The organism is Tateyamaria sp. LSS28 (assembly GCF_059611725.1).
In genome coordinates, this window is sequence record NZ_JCAPFI010000006.1 from 14,610 (window position 1) to 26,457 (window position 11,848).

12 protein-coding genes are annotated in these 11,848 nt (G+C 60.3%); 6 read left to right on the forward strand and 6 right to left on the reverse strand.

Going from position 1 to position 11,848, the window contains the following annotated elements; genetic code table 11:
• The 3 genes from AC53L6_RS17905 to AC53L6_RS17915 form a co-directional block, all read right to left on the reverse strand.
• Positions 1 to 1,482, reverse strand: a complete 1,482-nt coding sequence (locus AC53L6_RS17905) for an FAD-dependent oxidoreductase (RefSeq protein ID WP_299773020.1) — start codon at positions 1,480 to 1,482, stop codon at positions 1 to 3.
• A gap of 11 nt (positions 1,483 to 1,493) precedes the next feature.
• Positions 1,494 to 2,282, reverse strand: a complete 789-nt coding sequence (gene rpiA, locus AC53L6_RS17910) for a ribose-5-phosphate isomerase RpiA (RefSeq protein WP_299211879.1) — start codon at positions 2,280 to 2,282, stop codon at positions 1,494 to 1,496.
• Positions 2,283 to 2,383: 101 nt separating this feature from the next.
• Complete coding sequence (locus tag AC53L6_RS17915; RefSeq protein ID WP_496908827.1) at positions 2,384 to 2,971, reverse strand: EF-hand domain-containing protein; 588 nt, start codon at positions 2,969 to 2,971, stop codon at positions 2,384 to 2,386.
• Between the two features lie 124 nt (positions 2,972 to 3,095).
• Between AC53L6_RS17915 and AC53L6_RS17920 the strand changes: the two genes are divergently transcribed.
• From AC53L6_RS17920 to AC53L6_RS17930, 3 genes are all read left to right on the forward strand, one after another.
• Entirely contained in the window at positions 3,096 to 3,785 is a 690-nt protein-coding gene (locus AC53L6_RS17920; protein WP_496908828.1) for a glutathione S-transferase family protein, read from the forward strand.
• 1 nt (position 3,786) lies between these two features.
• Positions 3,787 to 5,160 (forward strand): L-serine ammonia-lyase, encoded by a 1,374-nt coding sequence (locus tag AC53L6_RS17925; protein ID WP_496908829.1) that lies wholly within the window; start codon positions 3,787 to 3,789, stop codon positions 5,158 to 5,160.
• Positions 5,161 to 5,351: 191 nt separating this feature from the next.
• The gene (locus AC53L6_RS17930; protein WP_299751510.1) at positions 5,352 to 6,269 is read left to right on the forward strand and encodes a DMT family transporter; all 918 of its coding nucleotides are present in this window, start codon (positions 5,352 to 5,354) and stop codon (positions 6,267 to 6,269) included.
• Here the strand turns inward: AC53L6_RS17930 and AC53L6_RS17935 are convergent.
• The gene (locus AC53L6_RS17935) at positions 6,187 to 6,906 is read right to left on the reverse strand and encodes a thiamine diphosphokinase (RefSeq protein WP_496908830.1); all 720 of its coding nucleotides are present in this window, start codon (positions 6,904 to 6,906) and stop codon (positions 6,187 to 6,189) included. The genes AC53L6_RS17930 and AC53L6_RS17935 overlap by 83 nt on opposite strands.
• 137 nt (positions 6,907 to 7,043) lie before the next feature.
• On the opposite strand from AC53L6_RS17935, the gene AC53L6_RS17940 reads away from it, so the two are divergent.
• A complete protein-coding gene (locus tag AC53L6_RS17940; protein ID WP_496908831.1) occupies positions 7,044 to 9,116 on the forward strand; it encodes a hypothetical protein in 2,073 nt (690 codons plus the stop codon).
• A 65-nt stretch (positions 9,117 to 9,181) separates the two neighbouring features.
• Positions 9,182 to 9,730: a GNAT family N-acetyltransferase gene (locus tag AC53L6_RS17945; RefSeq protein WP_496908832.1), complete on the forward strand. Its 549-nt coding sequence runs from the start codon at positions 9,182 to 9,184 to the stop codon at positions 9,728 to 9,730.
• On the opposite strand, the gene AC53L6_RS17950 is transcribed toward AC53L6_RS17945, so the two are convergent.
• Positions 9,709 to 9,924, reverse strand: a complete 216-nt coding sequence (locus AC53L6_RS17950) for a DUF2842 domain-containing protein (protein ID WP_299210703.1) — start codon at positions 9,922 to 9,924, stop codon at positions 9,709 to 9,711. The two genes, AC53L6_RS17945 and AC53L6_RS17950, sit on opposite strands and share 22 nt — an antisense overlap.
• A 10-nt stretch (positions 9,925 to 9,934) precedes the next feature.
• Positions 9,935 to 11,227, reverse strand: coding sequence for an adenylosuccinate synthase (locus AC53L6_RS17955; protein ID WP_496908833.1), 1,293 nt, complete (start codon positions 11,225 to 11,227; stop codon positions 9,935 to 9,937).
• A 174-nt stretch (positions 11,228 to 11,401) separates the two neighbouring features.
• Between AC53L6_RS17955 and AC53L6_RS17960 the strand changes: the two genes are divergently transcribed.
• Positions 11,402 to 11,797 (forward strand): DUF6524 family protein, encoded by a 396-nt coding sequence (locus tag AC53L6_RS17960; protein ID WP_496908834.1) that lies wholly within the window; start codon positions 11,402 to 11,404, stop codon positions 11,795 to 11,797.
• The last annotated feature ends 51 nt before the right edge of the window (positions 11,798 to 11,848 follow it).

Genomic DNA, 11,848 nt, shown 5'->3' on the forward strand with positions numbered 1-11,848 from the left:
TCAAGCAGTCCGCATTGGCGTCCGCATGGTCACGATCTCTTCCGACATGGTCGGGTGCACCGCAACCGTCCTGTCGAAATCTTCCTTGGTTGCTCCCATCTTAACAGCGACACCCGCCAGTTGGATCATCTCGCCCGCATCCGGTGCGACGATGTGGCAACCCAGCACCTTGCGCGTTGCCACCGACACAACCAGTTTCATCAATACGCGATCGCTTCGTCCGGCAAAAGCCGTCTTCATCGGGCGGAACGACGTGCAGTACACTTCGACTTCCTCCTGATCGCGGGCATCTTCTTCGCTCAAACCGACCGTTCCCATCTCGGGTTGGGTGAACACCGCCGATGGGATCAGGTCATGATCAACCGCTGTCGGGTTGTCTTTGAACACTGTCTCGACGAATGCCATACCTTCGCGAATGGCGACGGGAGTCAGGTTCACACGATTGGTCACATCGCCAATGGCATAGACGCTGTCGATCGCGGTTTTGGAGTATTCGTCCACAACAATCTCACCGCGGCGACCGACTTGGATACCAATATCCTCAAGTCCCATGTCGGTGCTGTTCGGGTCACGCCCAGTCGCAAACAGAACCATGTCGAAAACACACTCCCGCCCGGTCGTGGACTTGACCCAGATCGGGCCACCGCGATCCTTGGGGTTCGGCTTGGTCGCGACCCCACCATAGGCCATGACGTTCTCCTGCTGCGCGCTTGCGCCCATTGCGGCATCAGAAGCCGTTGGAATAGCGTCGGAATGATCTTCGGAGGCCGGTCCCATCTGCACGATGTTTGTCCCGGTGTGCAGATTGATCCCCCGGTCGCGCATCGATTCAGCGATCAGGCCACGCGCCTCGTCATCAAAGCCACGCAGGATTTGAGCCCCGCGGTAGTATTGCGTCACCTCGACACCCAGTCCGTGCAGGATGCAGGCAAATTCGCAGGCGATGTATCCGCCACCGATAATCAGAATGGATTTGGGCAGTTTTTCGAGATGAAAGATATCATCGCTGACGATGCCCAGATCTGCATTGGGGATGCTTGGACGCACCGGGCGCCCGCCGGTGGCGACCAGGATGGTCTTGGCCGTCTTCGTCTCACCCGTCGACAATTCGACCGTATGCTTGTCTTTCAGCTTGGCGCGCGCATCGAATGTCTCGACGCCAGAATTTTTCAGGAGGCTGCGGTAGACACCTTCCAGCCGGTCCAGTTCAGTGTTCAGATGGCTGCGGAACCCCGGCCAGTCAAAGGACCCCGCCGTCATGTTCCAACCGTAGGCGCTGCCGACCTCGGCCAGTTCTCCGAATTCGCTGGCGAACACCATTAGTTTCTTGGGGACGCAGCCCCGGATCACGCAGGTCCCACCATAGCGGTCTTCCTCGGCCAGTGCGACGCGCGCCCCGGCCTCACCCGCGGCGACGCGTGCTGCGCGCACACCACCAGAGCCGCCCCCGATTACAAAGAGGTCGTAGTCATAGTCCGCCATGTTTCGTGTCCTTAGTCTGCAAGGTCGGAGAACAGGTTGTCGCTTTCCAAGAAATCGAGCCGATCCTGTTCCACTGTGCCTTCATTGATATCTCGCACCTCGACCCGACCATCGCCGTAGCCGATGACAACGGCGTCACAAATATCGATGAACAAACCATTTTCAACCACACCCGGCATCTGGTTGATCACCAGGCTCAGCTGACGGGGGTTGCCAATGCGCTGCAGATGCAGGTCGAGGATGTAGTTCCCCTCGTCCGTCATAAAGGGGCGCTCGCCGTTCATGCGCAAGCTGGACTGACGGCCCAGAACATCCATTGAGACAAGGGTTTCCTCGACCAGCGCCTGCGTGGTCTGCCAGCCGAATGGAATGACCTCGATCGGCAGCGGGAACGCGCCCAGATGTTCGACCTCTTTGCCGATATCCGCGATCACCACCATTTGATCAGAGGCCGTTGCCACGATCTTTTCCTGCAGCAACGCGCCGCCGCCACCTTTGATCAGGTTCAGGTCGCCATCGAACTCATCCGCGCCGTCAATGGTGAGGTCGAGCCATTTGGCCTCGTCCAGGCTGATCACTTCGATCCCGACCTCGCGGGCCAGATCCGCCGTGCGGGTCGATGTGGGCACACCCTTGAAGCTCAAACCGCCCTCGCGCACCTGTTCGCCAAGACAACGCACCAGCCAGGCGGCGGTTGACCCGGTCCCCAGACCTACGCGCATTCCATCCTCGACATAGTCGGCGGCGCGTTTCGCGGCGACGAATTTGGCCTTGTCGATGGGCGACAGTTCTCCGGACATGTATGCGACTCCCCAAATGCTGCTGGGCTTATACGCACGCGGGCGGGTTGTTGCGACCCCAAAGGATGCAATTTGCTGCACTGCGCGGCGGAAACAGACGGTCAGGCAGGTGCACCCAGTAGTTCCATCGCCTCTAGCACCTCGTCGATGACCACATGGTCATCGCCGTTCAAATCAAAGGTCATCATCGCGCGCATGGCGGCCATGGCCGTTTCCGACATCCCGGCTTCCGCCTTTTTCGCGGCATGGCCCCGCAGCTCCGCCCATCGGACGGTGCCATCGCCGTCCGTGTCCGCGCTTCGATGCCAGACCAGAAGGCGCCCCCGCATCGTCGCGGATGCCGCGCGCAGCAGAACGTTCAACTCGTCGCGGGTGACTGTCAGGTCGTCATTCAGGTCGGCTTCGAGCAGGCGACGAATTTCTCGCGCCCGCAGGCGCGCCTGTTCCGCCGCGATTGCTGTCTCGATGTCGGCCGCGGTTAATCCTCGCGTCCCACCATAGCCAAGGATCAACCCCGCCGCCTCTTGAACAAAGGCATCGGGGCGCGCACGCATTCGGTCCAGTGTCGCCCCCGGCGTTCGTGCAACCAGCACATCGACCAGATCCTGCCCGGACAGTTCCTGAGCAAATGTGGCCCGCCATGGCAACGCACAGACAGCCAGGGACATCAGCAATAGAATCCAGCGCATTCGGCATCCTCCGTGCTTCAAGGAAGCGCACCAAGGTAAACGTGTCGTTAATCGTGGCCTTTTCTCCAACGAATTGGTCGTTTTGAGACATCGTTTGCGCCGTGGTCGAAGGTACATGGCATGCATGAGCTACGTTCTGCACTATGCGCCCGACAACGCGTCGCTGATCATCCGATTGGCGCTTGATACGATTGGCGTGCCCTACTCCACGGTCCTCGTCGACCGTTCAAGAATGGAACAACGCAGCGCGGCCTATCGCAAACTGAACCCGAACGGGCTGATCCCAACGCTCGAAACACCCAATGGTATCCTGTTTGAAACAGGTGCGATCCTGCTCTGGCTTGTCGATGAGCACGGCGTCATTGGGCCAAAACCCGGCGAAGCGACGCGCACAGACTTTCTGAAATGGCTTTTCTTTTGCGCCAACACGGTGCACCCGCACATGCAATTGCTGTTCTACCCGGACAAGTTGATGGGTAACGATCCCGGACTGCAACAGGCCGTGACAGAGGGCGCGCAACGCGCCCTGATGCGGGACTTTGCGATCCTCGAACAAGCGGCAAACCAAGCCTTCGGCGACGGTACAGCAACCGCCATTGATATTTATGTGGTCTGCATGCTGCGCTGGTGTGCAGTCTATGGCCCGGACAATCGTGACTGGTTCACCCTTGCCGACAGCCCGCACCTGTCCCACATCTGCAAACGGGCGGACGCATGGCCCGCCACCGAGATCGCCAAACGGGCCGAGGGATTGGGCCCCGCACCTTTTACAGCGCCGCAGCGCCCCAACCCGCCCGAAGGATCCGCACTCTAAAATGTTCTTGTCCGTATTCGAAATGTTCAAGGTCGGCATCGGCCCGTCCTCGTCACACACCATGGGCCCCATGGTGGCGGCTGCGCGGTTCCTCGACATGATGCGCGCCTCGCCCTTCCAGTTCGCCGGGGTGCGCGCGTCGCTGCATGGATCACTGGCCTTTACCGGAGTAGGCCATGCAACGGACCGAGCCATGATCCTTGGCCTTGCCGGGTTTGTGCCCGACACCTACGACCACTACAAAGCCGAAGCGACGCTGGTGGCATTGGCCGATACGCACAGATTGCATCCCGACGACCTGCCTGCATTGCGTTTCAACCCCAAGACAGACCTTGTGTTTGACTACGACACGCCCCTGACCGGCCACGCCAACGGCATGATCCTGATGGCGACCGATGCACAGGGCGACATCACCCTGCAACAGGTCTTCTATTCTATCGGCGGCGGCTTCGTCATGACCGAAGAGGAACTGGCCGCTGGCAAAGCAACGGATGAAGGGGCGCCCGTCCCCTACCCCTTCAAAACAGCTGCCGAAATGCTTGAGATGGCAGACAGCTCTGGCAAGACCATTTCAGCCATGAAGCGCGCCAACGAAGTGTCCCGCAACGGAGACCCACACCTGCGGTCGGGCACAAAACGGCTGTGGCAGGTGATGAACGATTGCATCACGCGCGGCCTGACAACCGACGGCACGCTGCCCGGCGGTCTGAACGTCAAGCGGCGGGCCAAGGGCATCCATGACAAGTTGATGGAAGAGCGTGGGATGAACCTGACGGCTCCGCATACCATCAACGACTGGATGAGCGTCTATGCCATGGCCGTAAACGAAGAAAACGCAGCAGGCGGGCAAGTCGTCACGGCCCCCACCAACGGCGCGGCGGGCGTGTTGCCTGCCACCTTGCGCTACTATCTCGACCATGTTCCCGGCGCTACCGAAGCGCATATCGAGGATTTCCTGCTGACCGCTGCCGCCATTGGAGGGCTGGTGAAGTACAACGCCTCCATATCGGGGGCCGAAGCGGGCTGCCAGGCCGAGGTGGGCAGCGCCGCGGCCATGGCTGCGGCGGGCCTGTGCGCCGTCATGGGCGGCACACCACAGCAGATCGAAAACGCGGCAGAGATTGCGCTCGAGCATCATCTGGGCATGACCTGCGACCCCGTGCGCGGGTTGGTGCAGGTGCCCTGCATCGAACGCAACGGCCTTGGCGCGATCAAGGCGGTCAGTGCGGCCAGCCTCGCCTTGCGGGGCGATGGCACGCACCTTGTGCCGCTCGACGCCTGCATCGAAACCATGCGACAAACCGGTGCCGACATGAGCGAGAAGTACAAAGAAACTTCGCTGGGCGGGCTTGCGGTCAACGTGCCGAACTGTTGATGCCTTCACCGTTCCGACACACAGACAATCGGAGGGCCATGTTTTTGGGTCGGCGGGTGGGCGAATTTGCGCAGCAAAGAGTGCATCCGCAGACCAACAGTACGGCCAATCAAGCGAGTTGACGCCAAATAGCGTCACCCAAGCCTCAATCCTTTTGTTGCACTCCGCCCGTCACTGGGTAGCGTGGCGCCATGACCCATGATCGCCCTCTTCTCGGCATCCTTTTGATGCTGGGCTTTTGCATTGTCGCTCCTGTCGGGGACGCGGTGGCCAAGGTGTTGGGGCAATCGGTTCCTCTTGCCCAACTCGTTCTGGTCCGCTTCGCCGTGCAGGCAGTGATCCTGATCCCTATTGTCTGGTTCGGTCGACGGTTGTGGCGCATGCACGGACGGGTTTTGTGGTTAACACTATTTCGGACGGTGCTGCACATCCTCGGGATCGGTGCCATGTTCACAGCCTTGCAATACCTCCCCTTGGCGGATGCCGTAGCCATCGCCTTTGTCATGCCGTTCATCATGATGCTGCTGGGCAAATACGTTCTGGGCGAGGAAGTCGGCAGCCGCCGCGTCTGGGCCTGTGTCGTCGGGTTCTGCGGCACGCTCCTTGTGGTACAACCCAGCTTTGTCGAAGTGGGCTGGCCCGCTCTGCTGCCCCTTTTCGTGGCCGTGAACTTCTCTGTTTTCATGCTCGTGACACGCCAAATCGCCAAGGAAACCGATCCAATCGGCCTGCAAGCCGTGAGTGGGGTCATGGCTGTCGTGATCATGGGGCCGCTGGTCTATTTCCTGCAGGGTAAGAACCTGCCGGGCATCGAGCTGATCACTCCGAACAGCTTTGAATGGACCCTCCTACTGGCCATCGGTGGTCTTGGCACAATGGCGCACCTGCTGATGACATGGTCGCTGCGCTACGCGCCCTCGGCCACACTGGCCCCTATGCAATATCTGGAAATCCCTTTTGCCACGATCATCGGTTTCCTCGTCTTCCGCGACCTGCCCAACGGGCTTGCCTCCGTCGGGATCTCGATCACGATTGCGGCGGGGCTGTATATTGTGCTGCGCGAGCGGGCCATCGCGCGTCTTGAGACGCCTGAACCAGCGCCTGCGTGAGCGTTGGCAGGCAGCGGCGCGGCGCAATCACGATCATCGCAGGGTCTGACATGGTGAGGGTGACAGCCCCTTCCGCCGCATTCGATGTACCAATGGCCGACATCGGGTGAAATGCCAGGCCGTCAATCGGCCAGCGCAACCCCGTCGACGTCCCTTCGACCGCCGCCAGCGGGTAAAGCGATACAACATCGCCGGGCCGTGTAGCCAAGGCCAGGCGCGGCGGACACAGAAAGACGATCTCTTCTCGCCCAATAAGAATACAGGGCCGGTCTGCATAGCGCACCAGGACACTGAAACAGGCCAGTTGATGATCCACCCGTCCCCCCAAAAAGCCTGCGGCCAGAACCACGGGGGTGGAAATATGGCGCAGCGCCTTGTCGAAGTCGGTGCTGTTCTGCTCTGCGATATGATACTGACGATCAGCAGGCACCTGGCGCAATATGTCCGGCGTAACCGAGTCGAAATCACCGATTACGGCAGCCAGATCAATGCCCGCCTCAAGCGCAATCTGCGCGCCTCCATCCGCTGCAACGCATGGACCTGCAAGGGCTTGAACCTCGGCCACATCGGCCAAAGTGGCCTCACCACCGCCAAACAACGCAACGGGGTCAGAACTGTAAACAATAGGGGAAGTCATGCGGGATTAATGCAATTTTTGGAAACAGATCACAATGTCGCCTTGAAATGATACCCTCAACGGCACAGATTCGGGCAGCTTTAGCCCGGCGCGCCACCTAGGACGACCTTTGCGTATCAGCAGAGGACGAGCATCCGATGATGAATAACAATAAGATACTGACAGTCTCCTACGGCACATTCTCGTGCACGTTGGAGGGATTCGATGACAGCTTCGGCACCATGAAGGCAATTGCGGAGTACTTCCGCGATCTGGCGTCCGATGACAGATATTTCGGGGCAGAGCCCCCGCAACCCGATGCCGAGATGTTGGCCCGCATCGCCGAGCGCGAGATTTCGCGCCGCGTGGAAGCGCGCGAGCAGGAAGGCCGAATTGTTCTGAGCGCGGAAACGCAGCAACCCGAGGCCAGCATGGCCTCGCCGGTTGCCCTTGCCGCGGCAGCAGCCCCGATTGTCGCGCCCGCGCCCAAGACCGAAACGCCAGCGCCGACACCTGACGCGACGGACACCGACGCACAGATTGCAGACGCGGCGAGCGAAGCGGCAATCGACGTGGCTGCAGACGAGACAACGGAAGACGACGCTGTCGACCTGCCGGTCGATCCTGCAGAAGCTGACGTTGCGACCGAAGCCGAAGCCGAAGCCGAAGCCGAAGAATTCTTTGCCCAATCGACAGTCGATACAACCCCTGTCGAAGCCGAACTGGTCGATGACGCGACCGCTGCGGACATGGCCGATGCGGCACCTGACAGCATTGCGGCAAAGCTGCAGCGCATCCGCGCTGTGGTCTCGCAAAGCCAGGACGAGGCAGAAGACGATGAGATGTTCGAAGACGAACATGCCGAGGCCTTTGCCCCGGCAGTTGATTTCGAAGATATCACCGAAGCTGTAGACGAAGATGTTACGGCTGAAGATATCCGCATCTCTGCCGCCGAAGACTTTGAAGCGGCCCATGACGCGCTGGCTGACCAAGCCGATGATGACGAAGACGACATCGGTGACATCCTGGCCCGCCTTGAAGCCGATAAATCTGATGCACCGGTAGAAGCAGAAGCAGAAGCAGAAGCAGAAGCAGAAGCAGAAGCAGAAGCAGAAGCAGAAGCAGAAGCAGAAGCAGAAGCAGAAGAGGTGATCGCGGCCGCGTCCGATTCGCAAGCGGATGATGACGATGATCTTGGTCTCGACACTCTGGCGGCACTGATGGCAGCCGATGACGATGCACCTGCATCGGAAGAGGACGTCGCCGACAACCTCTTTGACGACAGCGCAGAGGCCAATGCGCCCGAAGCGGAGGAGGCACCCGCCCACCCCCGCGCACGCGTGATCAAGGTCAAGCGCGCGGACATCGACGCGGCCATTGCCAGCGGTGCGCTTGAAGAGGTCGAGGACTCGACCGCCGAAAGCACCCTGTCGGCAGAAGATGAAGCCGAGCTGCTGGCTGAACTGGCCGAGGTCGAGGCGGAGTTGCCGATATCAGAGGACGTCGACACAGACATTGACGGCGACGCCGACATTGATGAAGTCGAAGCTGAGGCAGACACGTCCGAAGAACCCGAAGCCGTCAAAGATGATGACGTGCAACGCCTGATGGCCGAGGCCGAAAACCAGATGGATGAACCGGAAGGGTCGCGCCGCCGCAACGCCTTCCAGCATCTCAAGGCTGCGGTCATGGCCAAAAAGGCGGATGCCGACATCGGCAAGAAGGACGAAGAAGAGGAAGGCGCGTTCCGCTCGGATCTCGCATCCGTCGTCAAACCCCGCCGTCCCGAAGCCCGCAACGAGGGTGCGAAGCGCCCGAGCAGCGACCGACCTGCACCGCTCAAGCTGGTTGCGGAACAACGGGTTGACGTTGACGCGGCGCCCAAGGGTCCGGTCACGCCGCGCCGTGTGGCCGCGATGGATGACGGCACAAACAACGAAGATGCGGGCAATTTCGCTGACTACGCATCTGAAATGGGCGCGCATGACCTGCCGTCCCTGTTGGAAGCCGCCGCAAGCTACCTGAGCTTCGTGGAAGGTCGCGATCAATTCTCGCGCCCGCAACTGATGACCAAGGTGCGTCAGGTCGAACAAGGCGACTTCAGCCGGGAAGACGGGTTGCGCTCTTTCGGCCAGCTGCTGCGCGCGGGCAAGATCGAAAAGATCAGAGGGGGCCGCTTTGCCGTGACAGGCGACATCGGTTACCGCCCGGACCAACGCGAAGCAGGCTAAGTCCAGCAAATGAACTCTTGAAAGGCGCCCTTGAACAGGCGCCTTTTTTCATGGCTGATGCGCATATGAGCTTTCCAGACCAACCCACACTGACCGGTCCAACCCTTCATCTGCGCCCCTTGCAGGCCGAAGATGAAGGCGCACTTGTGCGCGCGGCGTCCGATCCTGCCATCTGGGCGGTGCACCCGTCGCCTGACCGCTACAAGCCAGAGGTGTTCGCGCCCTATTTCCAGATGCTTCTGCGCGAAGGCGGCACGCTTGTCGCCACGGACCGGGCCAGCAATGACATCATCGGCTGCTCACGCTACTACCCGGCCCCGGAAAGCCCTGGCGAATATGGAATCGGCTTTACCTTCCTGACGCGCGCCTATTGGGGCGGTGCCGCGAATTGGGAAATGAAATCTCTGATGCTGGATCATGCCTTCCAGTACATGGAGGCCGTCTGGTTCCACATCGGTACCGATAATGTCCGCTCACAAAAAGCCACTGCGAAACTCGGCGTCGATCACGTCGCAACCGAAACGCGGACGCTCAGCAGTGGAACAGCCATTTATGAATGTTACCGGCTCAGCAAAGCCACATGGCAGGCGCGTCAGGCGTCCGGGTCTGGCTGACCGATCCCCTTGAAGACAAACTTCAAAGGAAAAGCCCAGATGACACCCAATCCGACATAGATCAGCAGCTCAACAAGGATCGGGGGCCGGTCGAACAGCCCTACGATGGACACAGCCGCCACGATATAGAGCGGCAGCGCCACGATCAGGATCAACAGGGCGAGCCATTTCCGGGTCTTGTAGCGCAGCGCCATGCGAGGCTCCTTAGTCGGCAAAAGGGTCCCGCACCAGGATCGTATCCTCACGCTCGGGCGAAGTGGAAAGTAGCGCGACAGGGCAGTCGATCAACTCTTCGACCCGGCGCACATATTTGATGGCATTGGCCGGCAGATCGGCCCAGCTACGCGCGCCTTCGGTCGATTCCGACCAACCCGGCATCTCTTCGTAAACCGGCGTACAGCGCGCCTGTTGGTCTGCGGCTGTGGGCAGATAATCCAGCGTTTCGCCATCCAACTCATAACCCACGCAGATTTTCAACGTCTCGAACCCATCCAGCACATCCAACTTGGTCAGCGAAATCCCGTTCACGCCAGAGGTCGCACAAGTCTGGCGCACAAGGCAGGCATCGAACCATCCGCAACGGCGCTTGCGACCTGTCGTGGTGCCAAACTCATGCCCCCGCTCGCCCAAGCGCTGACCATCGGCATCTTCCAACTCGGTCGGAAACGGCCCTTCGCCCACACGGGTGGTGTAGGCTTTGACGATGCCCAGCACGAAATCGATGCTCCCAGGGCCCATACCCACACCTGTGGCCGCCTGTCCTGCAATCACGTTGGACGAGGTGACAAAGGGATAGGTGCCGAAATCAATATCCAGAAGCGCACCTTGCGCGCCTTCGAACAGGATGCGCTTGCCCGCTTTGCGCGCCTCGTTCATCACCTTCCAGACAGGGGCGGCGTATTCGAGGATGGCGGGTGCCACCTCGGCCAGCTTGGCGATCAGCGCATCCCGATCCACCGAATCAAGACCAAGACCACGGCGCAGTGCATCGTGATGCACAAGGGCGCGATCAACGCGCAGCTCCAACGTCGCGGGGTCGGCCAGATCAGCCACACGCACAACGCGGCGCCCCACCTTGTCTTCATAGGCGGGACCGATGCCGCGCCCGGTTGTGCCAATCTTGGCCACGGAATTCTGAGCTTCGCGCGCCCGGTCTAATTCCCCGTGAATCGGCAGGATCAGCGGCGTGTTCTCGGCAATCATCAGCGTCTCGGGCGTGATCTCCACACCTTGGGCACGCAGTGTTTCGATCTCGGACACAAGGTGCCACGGGTCCAACACCACGCCGTTGCCAATGACAGACAGCTTGCCGCCGCGCACCACGCCCGAAGGCAACGCATGCAGTTTGTAGACCTCACCATCAATGACCAGCGTGTGCCCGGCATTGTGACCACCCTGAAAGCGGGCGATCACATCGGCCCGCTCGCTCAACCAGTCGACAATCTTGCCCTTGCCCTCGTCGCCCCATTGTGCGCCGACAACCACCACATTGGCCATTTGATGCCCTTTCAGAAAGCAAACCCGCGTCCGTATAGCGATACGCACGGGCAAGGCAAACCGGTATCTGTGTTTCTTCTGACGAAAAATACCACCGCCGGAGGCACCAGCGGCTTGCTACCCACGCAGGTTTCAGGCCATCAACGCATCAGCACGATCCAAGGACCAACCCCCATGGGCTTTTTCGCACGCTGGCTTTTCGCCTTTGGCCTTCTGGCCATCACCTATAATCCGACCGAATACAACTACGTCGCATGGGCCGCGCAGCATGGGCCAACCAATCTCTCAATCGCGGTTCTCGCCGGGCTGCTCTTGCTGATCGGCTACATCATCTACCTGCGCGCCACGCTGCGATCCATTGGTGGGTTCGGCATGGCACTGGTGCTGGCCGTTGTCGGCGCGGTGCTGTGGGTGCTCCATGACCTTGGCTTGCTCACATTGGACAACGGCAACCTCAACACATGGCTGGGCGTGTTCGCCCTGTCGCTTGTGCTGGGGGTCGGCCTCAACTGGAGCCATGTGCGGCGGCGCCTGTCGGGGCAGGCGGATATGGACGACGTGGACGAGTAACGACCGCACCAAGATTTTTTGGCGAAAAAAGTCATTCTTGGGGGCCAGTCC